Origin of the sequence: Sphaerospermopsis kisseleviana CS-549, from assembly GCF_028329225.1 — a bacterium.
Lineage (GTDB): Bacteria > Cyanobacteriota > Cyanobacteriia > Cyanobacteriales > Nostocaceae > Sphaerospermopsis > Sphaerospermopsis kisseleviana.
Window position 1 is genome coordinate 1 of the sequence record NZ_JAQMTI010000136.1, and the last position, 20,680, is coordinate 20,680.

General features: G+C 36.1%; 19 protein-coding genes, 1 pseudogene and 1 CRISPR repeat array. Of the genes and pseudogenes, 7 read left to right on the forward strand and 13 right to left on the reverse strand.

The annotated features are described in order from the left end of the window. Positions 1 to 354: 354 nt before the first annotated feature. Complete coding sequence (locus PN497_RS11415) at positions 355 to 2,421, reverse strand: CRISPR-associated helicase/endonuclease Cas3 (RefSeq protein ID WP_096570854.1); 2,067 nt, start codon at positions 2,419 to 2,421, stop codon at positions 355 to 357. A gap of 38 nt (positions 2,422 to 2,459) precedes the next feature. Between PN497_RS11415 and cas5c the strand changes: the two genes are divergently transcribed. From cas5c to cas7c, 3 genes are all read left to right on the forward strand, one after another. Then, positions 2,460 to 3,125 carry a type I-C CRISPR-associated protein Cas5c gene (gene cas5c, locus PN497_RS11420; RefSeq protein ID WP_096570856.1) on the forward strand — a complete coding sequence of 222 codons (666 nt, stop codon included), beginning with the start codon at positions 2,460 to 2,462 and terminating at the stop codon, positions 3,123 to 3,125. Further along, positions 3,110 to 4,777, forward strand: coding sequence for a type I-C CRISPR-associated protein Cas8c/Csd1 (locus PN497_RS11425; RefSeq protein WP_096570858.1), 1,668 nt, complete (start codon positions 3,110 to 3,112; stop codon positions 4,775 to 4,777). Before cas5c ends, PN497_RS11425 begins: the two co-directional genes overlap by 16 nt. 185 nt (positions 4,778 to 4,962) lie before the next feature. Beyond that, positions 4,963 to 5,847, forward strand: coding sequence for a type I-C CRISPR-associated protein Cas7/Csd2 (gene cas7c / locus PN497_RS11430; protein ID WP_096570860.1), 885 nt, complete (start codon positions 4,963 to 4,965; stop codon positions 5,845 to 5,847). Between the two features lie 228 nt (positions 5,848 to 6,075). Then, a CRISPR array of direct repeats spans positions 6,076 to 6,687; the repeat unit is 37 nt; unit sequence GTGACAATTACTAATTAAGGTAATTGAGGATTGAAAC. 49 nt (positions 6,688 to 6,736) lie between these two features. Here cas7c and hypB read toward each other — a convergent pair. From hypB to PN497_RS11480, 10 genes and pseudogenes are all read right to left on the reverse strand, one after another. Beyond that, positions 6,737 to 7,555, reverse strand: a complete 819-nt coding sequence (gene hypB, locus PN497_RS11435; protein ID WP_096570862.1) for a hydrogenase nickel incorporation protein HypB — start codon at positions 7,553 to 7,555, stop codon at positions 6,737 to 6,739. Continuing rightward, complete coding sequence (gene hypA / locus PN497_RS11440) at positions 7,546 to 7,887, reverse strand: hydrogenase maturation nickel metallochaperone HypA (protein WP_096570864.1); 342 nt, start codon at positions 7,885 to 7,887, stop codon at positions 7,546 to 7,548. Before hypA ends, hypB begins: the two co-directional genes overlap by 10 nt. A 61-nt stretch (positions 7,888 to 7,948) precedes the next feature. Next, entirely contained in the window at positions 7,949 to 9,052 is a 1,104-nt protein-coding gene (gene hypE / locus PN497_RS11445) for a hydrogenase expression/formation protein HypE (protein WP_096570866.1), read from the reverse strand. 130 nt (positions 9,053 to 9,182) lie between these two features. Then, on the reverse strand, positions 9,183 to 9,398 hold the full coding sequence (locus tag PN497_RS11450; protein ID WP_096570868.1) for a tautomerase family protein: 216 nt from the start codon (positions 9,396 to 9,398) through the stop codon (positions 9,183 to 9,185). Positions 9,399 to 9,503: 105 nt separating this feature from the next. After that, entirely contained in the window at positions 9,504 to 10,655 is a 1,152-nt protein-coding gene (hypD, locus tag PN497_RS11455) for a hydrogenase formation protein HypD (protein WP_096570870.1), read from the reverse strand. A gap of 50 nt (positions 10,656 to 10,705) precedes the next feature. Continuing rightward, positions 10,706 to 10,954: a HypC/HybG/HupF family hydrogenase formation chaperone gene (locus tag PN497_RS11460; RefSeq protein ID WP_096570872.1), complete on the reverse strand. Its 249-nt coding sequence runs from the start codon at positions 10,952 to 10,954 to the stop codon at positions 10,706 to 10,708. Between the two features lie 136 nt (positions 10,955 to 11,090). Beyond that, positions 11,091 to 13,433, reverse strand: a complete 2,343-nt coding sequence (hypF, locus tag PN497_RS11465; RefSeq protein WP_096570874.1) for a carbamoyltransferase HypF — start codon at positions 13,431 to 13,433, stop codon at positions 11,091 to 11,093. A 37-nt stretch (positions 13,434 to 13,470) separates the two neighbouring features. Then, entirely contained in the window at positions 13,471 to 14,610 is a 1,140-nt protein-coding gene (locus tag PN497_RS11470) for an NHL repeat-containing protein (protein ID WP_096570876.1), read from the reverse strand. Between the two features lie 445 nt (positions 14,611 to 15,055). Continuing rightward, positions 15,056 to 15,565: pseudogene (locus tag PN497_RS11475) on the reverse strand (nickel-dependent hydrogenase large subunit); the annotation flags it as partial. Between the two features lie 105 nt (positions 15,566 to 15,670). After that, positions 15,671 to 16,633, reverse strand: coding sequence for a hydrogenase small subunit (locus PN497_RS11480; protein ID WP_096570878.1), 963 nt, complete (start codon positions 16,631 to 16,633; stop codon positions 15,671 to 15,673). A 610-nt stretch (positions 16,634 to 17,243) separates the two neighbouring features. Between PN497_RS11480 and PN497_RS11485 the strand changes: the two genes are divergently transcribed. The 4 genes from PN497_RS11485 to PN497_RS11500 all read left to right on the forward strand — a co-directional run bounded on the left by PN497_RS11485 (position 17,244) and on the right by PN497_RS11500 (position 19,944). Beyond that, complete coding sequence (locus tag PN497_RS11485; RefSeq protein WP_096570880.1) at positions 17,244 to 18,224, forward strand: hypothetical protein; 981 nt, start codon at positions 17,244 to 17,246, stop codon at positions 18,222 to 18,224. Between the two features lie 286 nt (positions 18,225 to 18,510). Then, a complete protein-coding gene (locus PN497_RS11490) occupies positions 18,511 to 18,771 on the forward strand; it encodes a hypothetical protein (protein WP_096570883.1) in 261 nt (86 codons plus the stop codon). A 44-nt stretch (positions 18,772 to 18,815) separates the two neighbouring features. Continuing rightward, positions 18,816 to 19,040, forward strand: coding sequence for a hypothetical protein (locus PN497_RS11495; RefSeq protein WP_096570885.1), 225 nt, complete (start codon positions 18,816 to 18,818; stop codon positions 19,038 to 19,040). Positions 19,041 to 19,137: 97 nt separating this feature from the next. Further along, positions 19,138 to 19,944, forward strand: a complete 807-nt coding sequence (locus PN497_RS11500; RefSeq protein ID WP_096570887.1) for a NifU family protein — start codon at positions 19,138 to 19,140, stop codon at positions 19,942 to 19,944. Between the two features lie 66 nt (positions 19,945 to 20,010). Here PN497_RS11500 and PN497_RS11505 read toward each other — a convergent pair whose 3' ends face one another. Together PN497_RS11505 and PN497_RS11510 are read right to left on the reverse strand one after the other, a co-directional pair. Beyond that, positions 20,011 to 20,208: a type II toxin-antitoxin system VapC family toxin gene (locus PN497_RS11505; RefSeq protein WP_228051833.1), complete on the reverse strand. Its 198-nt coding sequence runs from the start codon at positions 20,206 to 20,208 to the stop codon at positions 20,011 to 20,013. Beyond that, entirely contained in the window at positions 20,195 to 20,434 is a 240-nt protein-coding gene (locus PN497_RS11510; RefSeq protein WP_096570890.1) for a hypothetical protein, read from the reverse strand. Before PN497_RS11510 ends, PN497_RS11505 begins: the two co-directional genes overlap by 14 nt. Between the last annotated feature and the right edge of the window lie 246 nt (positions 20,435 to 20,680).

Genomic DNA, 20,680 nt, shown 5'->3' on the forward strand with positions numbered 1-20,680 from the left:
AAAACATCCATAGCGGTTATATGAGAATTGGTTGTGCTTTTTTCATTTTCCGCTATGGGGGTGTCTGTTCTTACAGGCATCCCTTGATTTTTTTGCAGTCCCTTTCACTAACGATCGCTCTCTTTTAGTCTAAAGTCCAGATAAGCTGTTGTGCATTTAATTTGTATAAGTGGAACAGGCATATTGCCTGTTAAACAAGAGTTCAGAATATTAGGATTATACAATTTAGCTGTGTAACAGCTTATCATATGCTCAGAGCAACGCAGATTCATCAGTAGAGGGGATTGGGGACTGGGAATATGGGAGCAAATTTTTTACCTATTCCCTATTCCTTATCCCCACAAAAAGACTTTTTCAACCAACCCTAATTCCCGTTTCTTGGTAATCTCCCATCCAAACATCTATTTTACCAACTTGAGTATAATTTGTATATTGATCATTCTTAGGAATATTCACAGTAAATTTTTGTAATCTACGCCAATCTGTTTCTGTAATATATTCTTTATTTTCCATTTCTACAATTAATTCTTCACTGTCTCCCCATTTAACTACTACCGCTATTTGATGTTCATTATCAATTACTTTCACCGCTTTAGCAACTTCAGGAAAATCATACTTTTCTCTTAATTTTTGAATATCCACACCTCCATCATGATTCTGATTCAATAAATCACCAAAGTAAATCTTTATCAAAGATAAAATATCATCATTTATATCATATTTTTCTAAGATTTTTTTAGTAATACTTATTCCGTCTTTATATCCCGGTGGGTTGGCAGATGACATATTAAAAATGATTACATTACCTTGCTCCTGCTTTCCTTCTCTGTTACATCTTCCTGCTGCTTGAATGATAGAATCTAAAGGTGCAAGTTGACGGTATACTATGGGAAAATCCACATCAACACCAGCTTCAACTACTTGGGTACTAATTAAAAAACAAGGTTGTTCAGCTTTTAATAATTTTCGCACTTTGTCCAAAACTTGAGAACGATGATCAGGACACATCATAGAACTAAGATGAAAACAATGATCGGGAAATTTAGCAGATAATATTTCATATCCTGCCCTCGCTAATTTTTTGGTATTAACAATAATTAAGCCTTGATTTAATTTAGATGATTGAATGCTATCAACTAAATTTTTCCATTCCCAAATATCAGCAATATATTGATAATTAACACGGTTAAGTTGTTGAAATATTCTGCTGGTTTCAGTTTCAGGAATAATATCAACAACATCTGTTAAATCATCTTCATTAAGGTTGTGAAATGCTGGTTGGGTAGCACTCATTAAAACTATTGTACACCCCCAATCTGTGACTAATGTATTCAAAACATTTAATATTGGCCGGACTAAATCACTAGGTATAGATTGAGATTCGTCTAATAAGATAACTTTATTAATTAAACCTTGTAATTTTCGGCATTTAGTAGGATGATTAGCAAATAAACTTTCATAAAATTGGACTCCACTGGTGACAATTACTGGTTTATCCCATCTTTCTGTATTTAATTTATAATCTTTGGTTTCTGCTAATTTTGGTTCATATCCTGAATGATGTTCTAATACTGCATTTTCTCCAAATAATTGCCGATAAACAGCAGCAGTTTGTTCAATAATACTTTTTAATGGTCCGACATAAACTATTCCTGACATTTGATGTTTTTGACTGTGCAAATAAGCAAATCTCGCACTAGCAATGGTTTTACCAATTCCACAGGGTCCAGTTAATCTAAAAATTCCTTTGGGTAATTCACTTTTGTTGATACAATGTTGGGCAAAGACATTTCTAGCTTCACTAATCGCATTTGCTGATTGTGGAAACAAGGAATGAAGATTGAAACTCATTTTGTTATATGCAGAAAGCTCCAAATCTTGTACATATATGGAGCTTTCACCTTTATTTTCAATATTTTCAAATTTGCGAGCGTCTAATCTGTCATTATCAACTAAGACAGAAAATAACATTCTAACGGCAAATTCTCGCTGCAATTTAGGTAAATCAATATCTGGTAATTCTTGCGGTATAAAATCAGCTATTTCCTGTCTAGCTATTGCTAAACATTCCTCTAAACCTGCTGCTAATTGTTTATACTCACTACCTCTTAATCTCAACCTTTCTGATAAACCAGAATGATGGCCAGCGATGATATAAGCTATTGCGGGCGGTTCTTTTTTAGACATTTGTAAAGCTAAAACAGCACCGTGGGGAGAATGTACAACCCGCTTACCGTTATTTTGTAAGTATTCCTGCCATTTTTGCTGATATTTACCCAAATCATGCCATAAACCAGCATACTTGGCTACAGCTTGGAATTGTTGCGGTACAGCACTTGCAGACATTTCCGCAACATTCTGTAAATGTGCTGCTAGTAGTTGTTCTTTACAATCTGTAGTAATTCTTGCTAAGTATTTCATTTATAGTTATAATTGATGAAAAATTTTAAGTCTAGTTTATGCAGTTAAAGTTATGGGGTGAATGGGCATTATTCACAAGGCCGGAGTTTAAAGCTGAACCGCACAGTTACAGGGTAATTCCCTTTACTGCGGCTGTAGGTGTATTAGAGTCTATTTTCTGGAAACCAGAGATTAAATACAAGATTAATCACATCACGGTACTAAAGCCAATTAATACATTTACCATCCAGCGTAACATGGTGCAGTCCAAACAAAGCTATAAAAATGCTAAAGATTGGATGAGAAATGATGGTATAGGGAGTTACACTGCTGTGGGCGATCGCGCTCAGAGAAATCATGTCATATTGCATGATGTGGCCTATATCGTGGATTTTAATTTTGATTTACAAACAGAGGAAGATTTATCTAATAAATATGCAGCACAAATAAAGCGGAGAATTGAAAAAGGGCAATGTTTTAAACAACCCTATTTTGGATGTCGAGAATATATAGCCCATTTTTGTGTTCCTTCAGAAGAAGATCAACCAGCACCAGAGTTAAAAGGGGAAATAGATTTAGGTTTAATGCCTAAAAAAATGCACTTTATACCTGATCAAAAAGGTACAGTTTCTTGGCGTACTGCTCAAGGTTTTGTCAAAGGAAATGTAGTTACAGAATTTGCTCACTTTATAATGCGAGATGGGCGGTTATGTTGCAAGAATTAAATCAATTAGGAATTGCTTTAGAACAGGATAATCAACTCACATCCATAGGATTTAGTGAATGTCTGTGTCATTGGCAAATTAATTTACCTTTAGGTAGTTTTCAAGTTTTAGAAACAGCAGCAACCAAAGGTAAACCGAAATTTGGCAGAAAAATATTAGTACCAGATTTGCGGCGTAATGGCGATGAACCATTATTAATTGATGATGGGGGAGAATATGTTTTTGGTGCTGGTGATCGAGGTGGAAAACGGCATCAAATGTATTTACAACTTCTGGAAAGATGTTTACAAGAAACTAACCACGAAGCAGTTAAAGCAGTTTATGATTTTGTTACTAACACCACTGTAGAAAAAATTACAGCCCAGCTAACAGAAATTTATCCACCAGCAGCTAATACAGCAGCTAATACAGATTGGTGTCGGGATAGATTTGTGTTTCTATTTGAAGGTAAACAAATCACCAAAATTTCCGTAGTTCAAAAATGGTGGTCTAATTATTATGGCAGTAAACAAGATACCGTTCATGGAGTTTGTTTATTAACAGGTGAACAGACTTTAACAATGGGGCGAAAAATGCCCATGATGGTTAAAGGTGTACCTGGTGCTGCTACTTGTGGTGCTGCTATTAGTAGTTTTGATAAAAGTGCTTATCAATCTCACGGATGGGATGGAAATATTAACGCTCCCATTGGTTTTGAAAGTGCCGTTAGATTTCATAAATCTTTAGATTTTTTACTCAATAGTGACACCAATCGTTATAAATTAGGAGAGCAGATTTTTGTTTATTGGGGAGAAGAAGACGGGGAAGGTATTAATCCCGAAATATGGGAAAATCCAGCTTTTGAATCTATCTTTGCTAGTCCCCATAGTCCGAAAAAATTTAATTTGGAGGATATTAAATCTAGTAAATTTTATTTAGCCATTCTCAAAGGTAATAAAGGGAGAATTTCCGTTAGTGGTTGGAGTGAAGTTACTACCCACAAAATCAAAGATTCTATTGGGCAATTTATCCAATGTCAGCAAGTTAATGATTTGTCACCTAGTCCTATGTGGATGTTATGTAATAGTGCTTTTTTTAATCCTAGTAAAGAACATACAGACAGAATAGCAACAGCATTAATTAAAGCCGCTTTTTTAGGTGAAGCATTACCGGATGAATATGCTTACAGAATCATTGATAGGATATGTAGTGAAAAGGTGTTTCATGACTTTCCATCTAAATCTAAACAATCTCGATATTTTCCCAGACTGCAAGGTTTATTACTTTATTTAGCCACAAACAATATGAAATATCCCACAGGCGATCCAAAATTTGATACTGCTTACACTTTAGGCAGAATTGCATTTTTAATGCACCAATCACAAGTTAAAGCTCAAAATATGAGTGAAGATAATACTAATGTTATGCGTAGTTTAAAGACTTTATCTTCTACACCGACTCAAGTTTTTGCTCGGCTTTGTCATGGTTGTACTCATTATCATATAGAAAGTGATAATAGTGAATACATCAAAAAGTTACTAGCTGAAGAATTTGAAAACTTTGATATTTCCATATTGCCAGAAGTGCTAGATTTAAAATCTCAGGCTTTGTTTTTTCAAGGTTGGTGGCAAAAAAGAGCCGAGTTTTTTAAAAGTAAGGAAAAATCTGAGTAGGTTGGGTTGAACAAAGTGAAACCCAACAAATAATTGTCAATGTTAACCTCTCTTCAAACCGCTCTCCTACTAAGAGAAAGGCTTTAAAAACCAGTTTTTATCTAATTCTTGTCCCCCTTCCCTCGTAGGGAAGAAGCTAGGGGTTAAGTCTTCAAACTATCAACAAATCACAAGGAAAAAAAATCATGACTGCACATTTAGACCCTACTAAAAAACACGATGCAATTTTATTATTTGATTGTTTGGATGGTAATCCCAATGGTGATCCCGATGCCGGAAATCAACCAAGAATTGACCCTCAAACTAATCAAGGTTTAGTCACAGATGCCTGTTTAAAACGTAAGGTGAGAAATTATGTAGAGATGCTTGGTAAGGATGAACCAACACCAGAAAGATATAAAATATTTGTGGAAGAAGGAAGCGTATTAAATCAAAAAATCAGTCGCGCTTATACTGCTGTCGGTTTACCACAAAAAGAAGGAACACCAGAACAACAATTACAGGTTGCTAAGTGGATGCAGCAGAATTTTTATGATTTAAGAATGTTTGGGGCGGTACTTTCTACTGGTTTAAAAGCTGGCCAGGTTTGGGGACCCGTACAAATTAGTTTTTCTCGTAGTATTGATCCGGTTTTTCCCCAATCTGTGAGTATTACTCGTTGTGCTGCAACGGAAGAAAAAGAAAAAAAAGATGGTGTAAAAAAAGATAATAAAACTATGGGCAGAAAAGAGGTTTTACCCTATGGTTTATATAGGTCTTATGTTTTTTATAATCCCCATTTGGCTTTGGCAGAAAAATCTGGTTGTGTGAATGAACGAGATTTAGACTTATTTTGGCAAGCTTTGATTAATGCTTGGGAGTTTGATCGTTCTTCAGCACGAGGTTTTATGGCTTGTCGTGGTTTGTATGTTTTTACTCATGCCAGTAAATATGGTAATGCTCCCGTTCATGAGTTATTTGATAAACTGCAAATTAAGTCTAATGTTGATGTACCCCGCAGTTTTGCTGATTATCAGGTTGACTTGGATGAGGTGTTACCTGATGGTGTGACTTTGACAAAGTTGGTTTGAAAATGCGCGGATGGGTGGGTGTTAAGTCGGAGTGATTATGACTAAGCTGGAAACTCTTGCACTGTCTAGTTTTTATCCGTTGGGTGTTGTCAACCACCCGCGCACCTTACGCTGTAAGGGTTTCGGCGTTTTTCGCTCTTGTGCTGTTCTCTGGAATGGGGTATTATTTTGGCATCCGCGCAAATCGTTGTGGAAATGTCCTATTTCTAAGGGTTTGCGCGATCGGCAGTGACAATTACTAATTAAGGTAATTGAGGATTGAAACAACAGCCATATTAGCAAGAGGAGGTGGAAGTGCGGTGACAATTACTAATTAAGGTAATTGAGGATTGAAACGTCAAATATTGAGTGATCTGTGGCATAAAAGTCTTGTGACAATTACTAATTAAGGTAATTGAGGATTGAAACACGGCTGCTGTTGCGAACAGCACTGAACCCCACAACAGGTGACAATTACTAATTAAGGTAATTGAGGATTGAAACCAAAGTGGAGTAAAAACAGATATAAAAGTTCTGGAGTGACAATTACTAATTAAGGTAATTGAGGATTGAAACAAATATCAGCCCTATTTACCATGAACTATCAGCAATGTGACAATTACTAATTAAGGTAATTGAGGATTGAAACATTTTTAAGCACTATTTCGTACATCTCCTTAGTGACAATTACTAATTAAGGTAATTGAGGATTGAAACGCAACATCAACTAAAGCCTGAAGGCTGAAGTCATGTGACAATTACTAATTAAGGTAATTGAGGATTGAAACCCCCTTATTTTCTGACTCCAGAACAGCAAAAAGTAGGTGACAATTACTAATTAAGGTAATTGAGGATTGAAACATTAAGGATTGAAACTAAACTAAAAGATAATGATTTTCACAATAAGAAACTACACAGTAATTGCAGATTGACATGACAAAAACCCATACCACTCATCTAAACCCACACCAGTAGTAGCAGAAACCTGAAAAATTTGTATTTTTGGGTTTACCTGTTTTGCATATTCAATACATTTTTCTACATCAAACTGCAAATAGGGTAACAAATCAATTTTTGTAATAATCATAATGTCACTAGCGCGGAAAATATGAGGGTATTTAATTGGTTTATCCTCCCCTTCCGTCACCGACAAAATGACAACCTTAGCCTGTTCACCTAAATCAAATAAAGCCGGACAAACTAAATTACCCACATTTTCAATCATCACCACAGAATTTAATGGGGGGTTAAGTTCCTGTAAACCCTTTTCTATCATCGAAGCATCTAAATGACAACCTGTTCCGGTGTTAATTTGCACCACTTTACAGCCTGTAGATTTAATTCTTTCTGCATCATTAGTAGTTTCTTGATCACCTTCAATGACGCTGATGTTTAACTTCTCTTTTAAATCATTAATAGTACGAGTTAATAAAGTAGTTTTACCCGCACCAGGAGAACTCATTAAATTTAAAGCCAGGATATTTCTACCTTTAAACCAGCCTCGATTTTGAGCAGCTAATAAATTATTTTTACCTAAAATTTCCTGCTCTAAAGAGATAGTAGTATTATGAATTTTAGCGTGAACATTTGCAGGTGATTCATGGTGATGATGATCATGGGAATGGGTAATTACAGTTCCATCGGGTAAAGTGTGAGTATGAGAATGTTGATTTTCCATGTTTGTAATAGTTGTATTGTTATCATCAGAACAGCCGCAGGTTACACACATAATTCTTCTACTTCAATTTCTTTAATGTTTAATTCTTGACCGGTTATTAAATCTAATTCTACACTACCACATTCACAAATTCCAAAGGGTTTATCTACATAAAATGTATTACCACATTGGCGACATCTTGCCATGCCCGGTATTTCTAATATTTCTAATATTGCCCCTTCGACTATTGTACCTTGGGCGCAAATATCAAAGCAAAATTTGATGGCATCGGGCATAATGGCGGATAGTTTGCCTATTTCTAATAAAACTCTTTGGACTTTTTTATTTTGGGCGTTTTCGCTAACGATAGCGATGATGTTTTGAGTTATTCCTAGTTCGTGCATTTTGAGGTGACTGGGGACTGGGGACTGGGAAGAAATTAACCAATAACTAAATAACTAATGACTAACATATTCTAGGAAGTTGATCACCTACTAGCATATCTACTATTCTTTCTGCACCAAATGCTGTTTTTAATAATACTATTCCTGGGGGTTGGGGGAGAATTTCACCAATAATTGCTGCTTGTTTTCCGGCTGGGTGATTTTGCATTGTTGATAATATTAACTCGGCTTTTTCTTTGGGTGCAATTATAACTAATTTGCCTTCGTTGGCTAAATATAAAGGATCTAAACCTAAAATTTCACACATTCCATTTACTTCTTCTCGTACAGGAATGGCTTTTTCATTAATACTAATTCCCACATTGGCAGTTTGGGCAAATTCATTTAATACTGTGGCTAAACCTCCTCTGGTTGCATCTCGCATAGCTTTAATTCCTGGGCAAACATTAATAATTTCGGCGACTAATTCATGTAATGGTTGACAGTCACTTTCTATATCTGTTTCTAATGCTAATTCTCCCCTAGCAATTAAAATAGCAGCACCATGATTTCCTATTTCGCCGTTAATAATTACCACATCACCGGGTTGAATATTGCGGGGAGAAATATCAATTCCTGAAGGAATAATACCAATACCCGCAGTATTTATAAAGAGTTTATCAGCACAACCACGATGGACGACTTTAGTATCTCCCGTCACTATTTGTACCCCTGCTTTTTGGGCGGCATCTTGCATACTAAAAACAACTTTTCTTAAAGTTTCTAACTCCAAACCCTCCTCTAAAATCATACTACAAGTAAGATATAAAGGTTTCGCACCACTCACCGCTAAATCATTAATAGTGCCATTAACCGCCAACTCCCCAATATTTGAACCAGGGAAAAACAACGGATCAACCACATAGGAATCAGTAGTAAAAGCTAACCTATTTCCTAATAGAGAAAGTTGAGATAAATCAAAACTCGCTTGGTCTTCCAACTGTGATAAAATCGGATTATCAAAACTACTAACAAACACATCATTAATTAAATCTCTCATAGCCTTACCACCACTACCATGAGATAAATTAATGTGAGTATCTTTCACCTTATTAGCACGACGGCGCACCTGTTCAATTTTTTGAAATAGCGGATTTTTAACTTCTTGATTATTGTAAACTTCCATATTAAACATCTTCATCTTATAAACTTCTTAACTTAAAAATTTTTCTTTTCTTCCTTTGTGTACTTTGCGTACTTTGCGGTTAGAAAAAAATGAATTGGTGCGTTACGACAACGCCAACGCACCCTACAAATTACCTCCCAGTTTCTTCATGTCTTCCAGCGTGTTTATCAGAATGTAAAACACCACCAACCGCCCAGTTATCCCGTTCAAATTCATCAATGTGAACAGTGATCCATTCCGGTTTTGTACCTAAAGCAGAAACTAAAGCATCTGTGACAGCTTGCGCTAGTTTCCGCTTCTTTTCTATAGAGTGTCCTTTGGCAATTTGCACAGTTACAAATGGCATAATAATTTACCTTTAATCTACAACTTATAAGATCCCCGACTTCTTTTTTATATTCTCTATAAATGAATACATTTATTAAAATAAATCAGGGACTTATGTGAGGTTTTAACTGACATTTGCCACTACTTTATTTTGCTGGTTGGCTTTTTTCTCCATTGTTGTCAGTCTGCCATATTTATAATATGCTGCACAAGCACCTTCGGAAGAAACCATACAAGCACCAATGGGATTTTCTGGTGTACAAGTTGTGCCAAATACTTTACATTCCCAAGGTTTCAAAACTCCTTTGAGAATGTCACCACATTTACAGGCTTTATGATCGGGAACTGTTAAATTAGGAATAGCAAATTTAACTTCGGCATCAAATTGGGCGTATTCTTCCCTTATTTGAAAACCAGAATTGGGTATTTCTCCTAAACCACGCCATGCAAATTTTTCACGGGGTGTAAAAACTTGATTCATGGCTGTTAATGCGTTTTTATTTCCTGCTTTTTCAACTAAGCGATTATATTGATTTTCAACTTCACAGCGATTTTCTACTATTTGTTTTAATAACATCCAAATAGATTGAAAAATGTCTAATGGTTCAAAGCCAGAAACAACGATGGGTTTATGATATTTTTGGGCAATAAATTCATAGGGTTCTGTTCCTATGACCATACTTACATGACCTGGACCAACAAAACCATCAAGTTGTAAATCTGGATTTTCTAATAATGCTTGTAATGCGGGAATTACTAATACATGATTAGAAAATAAACTAAAGTTGGTAATATTTTCTGCTGCTGCTTGGAGAACGGTAAAAGCGGTACTGGGGGCGGTGGTTTCAAACCCTAAACCGAAGAAAACTATTTCTTTTTCGGGGTTTTCTTTGGCAATTTTTAAGCTATCCCAGGGTGAATAAACCATACGGATATCTGCGCCTTGGGCTTTTGCTTGTAAAAGGCTGGTTTTTGAACCGGGTACGCGCATGGCATCGCCAAAAGTTGTTAAGATGATGTGAGGATTTTGGGAGAGGGCGATCGCATCATCTATTCTACCTTTAGGCATTACGCACACTGGACAACCAGGTCCATGAATTAGTTCAATATTATGGGGTAATATTTCTTCGATGCCGTATTTAAAGATAGAATGGGTATGTCCGCCACATACTTCCATAATTTTTAAATGTTTGTCTATTTGGCGGCTGAGTTTTTCTATTTCTTTTTGTAAGGCTTGGGCTTTTTCTGGGTTACGAAATTCGTCTACATATTTCATATTTTTATTGAACCACGAAGGCGCAAAGACGCAAAGGAAGAAAAGGGTTTTTAGGTGTATGCTTGGGATATTTCTTGCAGTAGTTTTAGGGTTTCTGCTGCTTCTTGTTCGTTAATTCTGTTCATAGCAAAACCAACGTGAACAAGTACCCAGTCGCCTATACATTTTTCTGGTGGGTGTTGTTCGTCTACGATGCACGCTATGTTTATTTGACGTTTGACTCCGCCGACATTTACCATTGCTAGTTTATGTTCTGGGTTGGTTATTTCTACAATTTGTCCGGGTATTCCTAAACACATTTTTTTATTTTCCTTTTTTATAAGAACCGCAGAGGCGCAGAGAACGCAGAGGTTTTAATTTAGAATGAGATAAAAATCAAATTATTGAATTTCTATCTTTTTCTCTTTTTAACTGTCACCTGTCACCTGTCACCTGTCACCTCATACATCTAGCAGCAGCTATAACAGCTTGTCCTAATGATAAACCGCCATCGTTTGCTGGTACTATGCTATGGGTGAAAACTTCTATTCCTAGTTTTTTTAAGTTTTTGGTTGTTTGTTCTAAAAGTATGCGATTTTGAAATACTCCTCCTGTTAATGCTACTTGATTAATTTTGTGTTCTTGGGTTAGTTGTTTAACTATTTCTGTGATGACAATAGCTAAACTTATGTGAAATTTTGCAGCTATTTCTGATGGTGAAATTTGCTGCTTGAGGTCTTGTAATATCCCTTCCCACATCGGTGCAGGGTCTATATAATAAATTCTATCTAATTTTTCAATTTTCCAGGGATAATTTATAGTTTCTTCATCTTTGTTTAATATGTTAACATTAGCTGTTGCCTCCATTTCTATGGCTGCTTGTCCTTCATAGCTGCATTCTTCCCGACATATACCTATTGCTGCTGCTACTGCATCAAATAACCGCCCAACTGATGATGCTAAGGGTGTGTTAATACCTTTTTCTATCATCTGGTTGAGTAGTTTTAAGGGTTTTTGTTCTATAAATTTGATAATTTCTAAATCAGCATATTTTTGTTTAATTTCTTCCCAGTTAAATGCAGTTTGTAAATGGGCGTAGGTATTTCGCCAAGGTTGATAAATTGCCTGTTCTCCTCCTATCATGGCGACAGGTTTAAATGTGGCTATTCTCTGAAATTTCTGATAGTCAGCTAATAAAAATTCCCCTCCCCATAATGTCCCATCTTCCCCATATCCTAACCCATCAAAGGCTATTCCTAAGATTGGTTTTGCATCTAATGGTATTTTATTTTCTGCCATGCAAGCTGCTATATGGGCGTGATGATGTTGAATTTCTATTAATTTAATTTCGTTACTTGTTGCTAATTCTTTTCCCAGTTTTGATGATAAATATTCTGGATGTTTATCAATAGCAATTATTTCTGGTTTATGTGCAAATAAATTCAGATATAAATTCAATGTTTCTTGATAAGCATTAAAAGCAGCAGCGTTTTCTAAATCTCCTAAATGTTGGGATAAAATCGCCTCACCTTCTCTTAATAAACAAAAAGTATTTTTTAACTCGCTACCCATTGCTAAAATAGGTGCTACTTTCTCAAAACCAGATGGTAAAATAATTGGTGCTGGTGCATATCCCCGCGCACGTCTCAGGGTTTGTATTTTATCATCAATAACCCTCACAACTGAATCATCAACCCGGTTAACAATATCCCGGTTATGTAATAAAAAATAATCTGCTATTTTCCCTAACTTCTCTTTAGCATCTTCATTATTTATACATTGTGGTTCATCAGAAATATTACCGCTAGTCAAAACTATAGGGCGGTTCATTCTTCTGAGAATTAAATGATGTAAAGGCGTATAAGGTAACATAAAACCCAAAGTATTTTGTCCTTGTGCAACTGATATAGCTACCTGTTTTTCAGGTTTAATATTTAATAAAACAATAGGTGCAGCAGGACTGGTTAATAAAGTTTTTTCTAAATCAGAAACATAACAATATTCAGATATAATATTAATATCCCTAGCCATCAAAGCAAAAGGTTTATGATAACGTCTTTTCCGTTCCCTTAACTTTTTAACAGCCGTTTCTTGAGTTGCATCACAAGCTAAATGAAAACCCCCTAAACCCTTAATAGCGACAATTTCCCCCTTTTGTAATAAAGTACAAACCGCATCCACATCATCCAACATCGAGAACATATCAGCAATAACAGGTTGACCATCACCGCGTTCTAACCAAGCACTTGGACCACACTTAAAACACGCCACAGGTTGGGCATGAAAACGCCTATTTTCCACATCTTCATATTCTGTGTTACAGTCTCCACACATCGGAAACTTAACCATACTCGTATGATTTCTATCATAAGGAATAGCCCAAATAATAGTTAACCTCGGACCGCAATGAGTACAATTTGTAAAAGGATAACGAAAATAACGACTAAAAGGGTCAAAAATTTCCTTTTGACATTGAGAACAAGTTGCTGCATCAGGGGAAATTTCAGTTTTCACCACAGTATTCACACTGTGAGAAATCACAAAATCATCAAAATCAAAATTACCCAAATATGGACTTCTAATTAACTTATTAATTTTAGCCAAGGGCGGACATTCCTGATATAATTTATCTACAAACTCAGTAATTTCCTCCTCACTACCAGCAACCCGAATTAAAACCCCTTCCCCATCATTACAAACATCACCCTTCAAACCACAAAATTTCGCCAACCGATAAACAGTAGGACGAAAACCCACACCTTGAACAATACCCTTAACCCTAATTTCTTCTCTTATCATCTTTGCGCCTTTGCGTCTTTGCGTGAGATTAATAAAATTAAAAAATCAAAACCCGATTATTCCCAGAATCAGAAACTACCATATTTTCCCCACAAACCTTAATTCCGTAACACCAATTTAAACTTTCCCTAGTTGGTAAACCAAAATCCTTATTTTCACTCTTACTTGTAAAACTATCCTGTCCCAATATTCCATCAGCATCTGCACCCTGTAACAAAAAAATATTTTCCCTTTTCTTCCATCCTAACAAACGAGAATTAGCAGTATCAGCAACTATTAACCAATCTTCCCAAATATCTATACCATAAGGCATACTTAAACTACTACGACTAGGAAAATAAATACCTTGATTTAATTCCACAAAATTAAAATTTTTCTGACCCAAAACCACCGCACAAGAACTATTATTTTCTGTGGGTATTCCTTCCCAAATCATCACCCGATTATTACCCGCATCTGTCACCACAAAATTACCATTCCAAATCGTGATATCATGACACCAACGCATACTAGCAGCAGTGGGAGAACCGCCCCCGTTTTCATTACGAGAAATCATGTTTGGTTGTCCCAAAACTATATCCGCAGGTTGTCCATTTTCTGTAGGTAAACTATGCCAAATTAATAATCTTCTATTTCCAGTATCAGCAACAAATAATTGATTTTTATAACATAAAATTCCATAAGGCCAATGTAAAGTATTAGCTGCTGGTTGTTGACTGCCCCTGTTAGGTTCATTATCAATAAAATTACTTTGTCCTAATACTAAATCTGCGGGTTGATTATTTTCCTCTGGGAGATTATACCAAATTAAAATCCGATGATTCCAAGCATCAGCAACAGCTAAACCATTACCATATTTACAAATACCTGTAGGAACACTAAATGTATTTTTTCCTGGTGTACCTTTGGCGTTTTGTCCTTCACTAAAAAAGTCCGGTTGTCCGATAATTAAATCTGCCGGTTGGTTATCTTCCATCGGTAAATTTCGCCATCCTAATACCCGATGATGTCCTGTATCCGACACCCATAATGGTCCACTTGGTGATAGTAAACAAGCTGCACGGGGTCCGAACATTGTTGAGGGTGTGGGTGCAAGGGGTATGGTTATTTGTTCGGGTTTGTTAGGGTTTCCTAAGATGATTTTTGCAGCTTGGGAAGTGAGGGGTATTGGGTTCATTATTATTTCACGCAGAGGCGCAAAGAGAAGGAGAAGTTTTGGGGTTTATTTATTTAAGAATATTTGATGATACTAAGATGTAGTTTTAATGGCAATTTAGTCTGCTGTTGTTGTTTGAGTGTAAAAACCCGTTTTGGGTTTATCCCATTACCATAGTTATGCTCGCTAATCTAGAACACCAATTCATTAATCGTCAGGGTGAAGCATTCGGACAGAATATGAACTGGTTTCAGCGATAGTTTATCACCCGAATGCTTCGCCCCTAATAAGGTTAGGGAAAAATTAGGTAACGTCTGAGAACCCCAAATGACTTCTAGTAGGTAAAAATAAATGAACTTATTGTATATATGGGGTGGGTTTATCGGTTAAATTAAGGAAAAAACAGGGAATAATCAGACCTATCCTGAAAAATGCTTGCTATATCAGCAATTTCCTAATTTATCTCCATATAACTGCTGTGCGGCCATTGTCCACCTAATAAGGCGTAGATTTCTACAGGTTTAGCAGAAATTGTTACCCCAATCTCATAAGATTTACCTGTAAAAGCGGCAAAGCGACGACAAGCTTCATCATAAAAATGACTGCGGCGATAATTTTTATTGGTTAAATCAATGGCAAACAATCCATAAAAATAGCGAGGAATACTTTGGATTGTTTCCACAATTTGACCTAAATTTCTCGCCAAAATTGCATTTCTAGGAACTTCTGTTCCCCAAGCGGTATCTAATGCCCAAGAAGCTGAACTTAAATGAGAACCGCCACAAATTCCGCAAATTCTAGGGGTGACAATTAAACCGGCTTGGGGGTCTTTTCCGCGTAAAATTATTTCAAAACCGCGAAAAAGTTCTGCATGAGTCCAGGCATTTGTAACATATCCGTCTTCGATTTCTACACGGACATCTAAATCACCTTCGACTCTACCAACGGGAGCAATATCTAATGTTTGAATTGGCATAATTTTGATGATTGATGATTGGTGATTGGTGATTGGTGATTGGTGATTGGTGATTGGTGATTGGTGATTAGTGATGGGGAAAAACTCTTACCCAGTCCCTAATCCCTAAACCAAGAAAAAGTCTTCATCAGCCCATTTTGGTGCTGCATCTTTAGCAACAACTGTGAGAACTGCGTAATCTTTTTGGTTGACTCCGGGCGGTATTTCTTTGGGAACACCCATAATTGTTTGAGTTTTAAATACTGTTCCTGGTTTGAGATCATGGAAGGGAAATTCTGGTTCTGTGCAACCAATACAAGGCATTCCGGCGCGGGTTTTTGATGATACGCGATTCCAAAGAATGCGGTTACAGGAAGAACGGGTCATGGGACCACGACAACCTAAGTCATAAAAGAGACAGCCTTTACGTTGTCCAAATTCTGCGGTTGTGGCTTTGTAAGCAAAATGAATGTTACGAGTACAACCAGTTTGGGTAAAGGTGTTAAAGAAGGTTTGGGGACGGTGTAGGTCGTCTAGGGTAATATCGCTGATGCGTCCGGTAGCTATGGCGACTAATATCTGGGTTATCCAGTCAGGATGGGCGGGACATCCGGGTATATTTATTACAGGTAAACCGGCTTTGCTGACAAAATCTTTACCTAAAAAACCACCTTTGTCCCGTTTCAGAAATTGTAAACCCTCAGATTCGCTGGGGTTGGGTGACATTGCAGGAATACCGCCCCAAGTGGCACAGTCGCCAATGGCTACAACAAAGTTCGCAGCTTGGGCTAATTCGTTTAACCATTCTTTCATCGGACGATCTGCAAAACGATTCCATTCTCCTGTACCATTGGGGGCGTTAACTACGCTGCCTTCAAATACCAAAATATCTAGGGGAGTTTTACCTAAGACACATTCCCAAAGCAGGGTTTGTAAGTTTGCACCGAGTTCTAAACCCAGGGAAGGATGCCAAAGAATTTTAATGCCAAAGTCTGCTATTAAATCACAAGCTGTAGGTTCTTCGGCATTGAGAAATGACATGGTGTTACCTGAACAAGCACCACCTTGCAGCCAGAGTACATTTGTCATTGGCTATGATTTTTCTATTGTAGATGTGGAGAGATACACGGGATTATTTCACGGGATTATTCCGTCAGTGTTGATGGGGAGATACGCAGGAATTTTAGCAACATTATCAATTTTTGAATTTCTACTACTGAGGATTTTTGTAGAGTCTCGCTGATTGATTATTATTGTTATTTTAACATAGGATTTCTGTCTGAATCAGAATTGACAGGATTTGTTGATTTACTGGATTTTGATTGATTGATGATACAGAAATCTATTCTCAAGTGATCAATTTATCTCTACAAAAATTAACATTAGTAATTTTACGCTAGATTTCTCTTAAATGAATCTTTTATAGTGAAAAATATTAATGTTATTACCCTTTCCTTGAATCTTAACAAAGGATAGGTACAAACACTTTATTTTCATGATTTAGTAGGGGTTTAGCACTGGTAAACCCTTCCAGGAATCAGGAGTCAGGAGTCAGAAGAACTTTTACAAAGTTGACTGCTGATAGTTGATAACTGATAGCTAATAGCTAATAGCTAATAGCTATTAAAAGGGGAATCTGTAAAAACTAAATAACTGCGTAAGTCGGCTTAGTTGATGACTCAATTACTATGGCCAATTTATGACTTCTAGTGTTACAGATTCTGCCGTAAAAGCGGCTATGGCGGCCATTTCTGATGAGTCAGCAACAGCAGAGGAAAAAATCCAAATGCTGATAGAAATGGCGCAGGGTTTTCTCAAAAAACCGAAAAATTACCAAGATTTACGCAGTGGGTTAGGATTGTTTTATCGTGCTTATCAAATGTGTGGTGAAGATTATCCTTTACTGAAAGCACAGGCAAAAGTGGGAATGGCGGGTACTTTACAAATAATACCCGATTCTAATCCCCAATTATTAGTACAAGCTAAGGATAGTTACGAAGAAGCTTTACCTATTTTACAGCAGTTTGCTACACCAGAAGAAGTAGCAGAAGCGCAGATGAATTTGGGTTTAGTTTTACAGTCTTTAGTTGCCTATAATTTAGCGCGGATAACTGATAGTATCCAAGCTTATCATGAGGCTTTGCGGGTGTTTACTTGGCAAGAATACCCCCAAGAATATGCGATTTTATATAATAATATTGCGATCGCCTATCTTTCAATGCCCATGGCATCTGAACGGGAATATTTACGTCAAGGGTTAGCAGTACAATCTTTTGAAGTAGCACTTGAGCATATTAACATAATTGATCATCCCAGGGAATATGCCATGTTGCAAAATAATTTAGGTAATGCTTTGCAATATTTAATTAGTTCCCATCCTATTGACAATAATTTGCGGGCTGTTGCAGCTTACGATGAAGCTTTAAAAGTGCGTAATTCTAGAGATACACCCTTGGAATATGCTAACACAATTTCTAACAAAGCTAACGTTCTTTTTAACTTGCCAGACAACCCCGAAAAACCAGAATTAGGGAATCCTAAAAACCTGCTACAAGCCAAATTCTACTATCAAGAAGCTTGGCAAATATTTACAGCACATCAAGAAATTGAGAAAGCGGAAATAGTAGCCCAAGCAATCCAAGATTTAGAAGCAGAAATACTAGCAGTTTCCTTAAATTAAATATCAGGAGTCAGTAGGGGCAAAGCATTCGGAAAATACCCTTGGACAAAAATTGATACTTGATTGCCCGAATGCTGATGCTGCCAGCACGCTTCGCGAACGCCCGTAAAGGAGTCAGGATTCAGAATATTTACTTGCATCAAAAATGGAGAAAAGCAAGTATTTTTATCAGGTTTCATTAATCAGGTTTCATTAATCAGGCTTCAATATCAAATCAAACAAACTGATGAATCTGATGAATCCTGAAAAATGACTATTAACTTGTCAACAAATAGGAGAAAAAACAATGTTTGATTTTATCAACAACCCAGAATTTAGAGATTTTCTTTATAGTTTAAATACCAACCTCAATTTTACCACTGCATTAGCTTGGTTAGCCATTGCCGTAATTTTATCAATGGTAGGTGGTGCAATTGGAGGTATGATATTAGCAGGTAAAGATTTAGGCTACAAATTTTCAGCCACCATTGGTAGTTTATTTGCCCCTGCTGGCGTAATTCCCACCCTCATTTTAGGGTTATTAATTTTAAATTTGTTAGGCAACTAATAGGTAACTAATACGTAACTAATAGGTAACTAATAGGAGGATATATGTTAGAATTAGGCTGGTTTTCTTTGAGATTATTTCTCAAGGGTAAATTATTTCGTGATCCACTATATTTTCTGCGTCAAACAATAATCGCTAGTGGTATTGGTACACTATTATTAATTTTATTAGCACAGCTATCAATTCCCCTTTGTATTCCTATTACTGTAACTAGTTTAGTTACAGGTGTCATGATGCCTTTTCTACTGAAAGATTTTCGCATGAAATGATGCAGTTACAATTATAAAACTTATCAATCCCTACAGATTTATCTGGGGGATTGTTTTATGATTGAACGCAGATAAACGCAGATAAACGCAGATTTTTATGGATAATTTAAATGAATTAATAGCAGATATTCAAAGATTTGAAGCAATTATTTCTGACTGGGATGAAAGTCAAAGATGTGTGGCCGTTGCTTTAAAAAGTGCGGTTGAAGCTTTACATAAAGCAGCTTTAACGAACTTGATTAAAAGTTTGAAAAAGGATAATTTAGCCGCTTTAAGCAATGCGGTAAATGATGATATTGTTTATGCGGTTTTATTGTATCACAATTTGGTAAAACTGCCATTATCAGAACGGATAAAAACAGCATTAGCGGAAATTCGCCCTAGTTTACAAAGCCATAATGGGGATGTGGAATTAGTTGCTATTAAACCACCGGATACAGTTGAAGTTAAGTTAATTGGTAGTTGTAGTAATTGTGCCAGTTCTACTTTAACTTTAACTCAGTTAGTAGAACAAACTATTAAAAACCATTGTCCAGAAATTACTAAAATTGTAGCTGTTAATAATACTCCTAATTCTACAATTGCTACTATTCCCACAAATTCCTATTGGGTAAGAGTTACGAATGTTAATGAACTTCCTGAAAATCAAATATTAGGAGTTAGAATTGAAAATCATAACTTGATTTTATACAAACAAGATAATAAGGTACACTGTTATGGTAATGCCTGTTCTCATTTAGGTTTTCCCTTGGATAAAGGTAAAGTTAAAAATGGTATTATCACCTGTGCATCCCATCAATTTGAATACGATTTAAATACAGGCAAATGTTTAACAGTACCGGATATTTCTCTACAAAGTTATCAAGTGCAAGTTAAAGGTGATAAAGTGTATGTCCAGGTTTAAAGTTTGAGATTCCTGTGGAAATTTTATTAATAAATATTAATAAATATTAATAAATATTAATAAATATTAATAAATATTAATAAATATTTTTGGAGCATCTACTCCTACTCTTTTTTGTAACAAATAGCAAGTTTCTGTAACGACACACCAGGTTGTAATAAATTGCTGATTAGCTAAATCTTGAAATCGTTTTTTGGCGGCTATATAAACTACATCTTGTTTATTAGCAAGAGCTAACCAAAAGCCTGTATCAACTATGATCATATTTTTGATTAAGTTCACGATCTAAGTAGTTTTTATAGTTTTTAGAGAGGTCAGTTTCAGCTTCTATACAACCGATAAAGTCTGACCAGTCTTGCAAGGAATTTTCTGAAGATTTGTGTTGATTCAGAAGATAGGGTTTTTTTAGGACTTCTACAAGTTCGACTATGATTTGTTGTGCATCGGGAGGAAGAGAGGCAATATCTTGTTGAATTGTATCTAAGTTCATAATCTGATTTTGCTGTTTCTCTGATTATAGTTTAGCGAGAATTTTTTTTACAAAACCAATCAGATTCAGATAAGGTGTATTACATTTCATTAACGCACCCTACATAGCGATCGCTTCCCTATCCGTAAACATCGCATTTAATAATAGTTAAGGAAGTACAAAAAAAGGAAGTAGAGCGATATCGCTTTTCTCAAAGATGTTTAACAGTGAAATTATTGGGTTTTTAGCAGAAATACATAGTAAGAT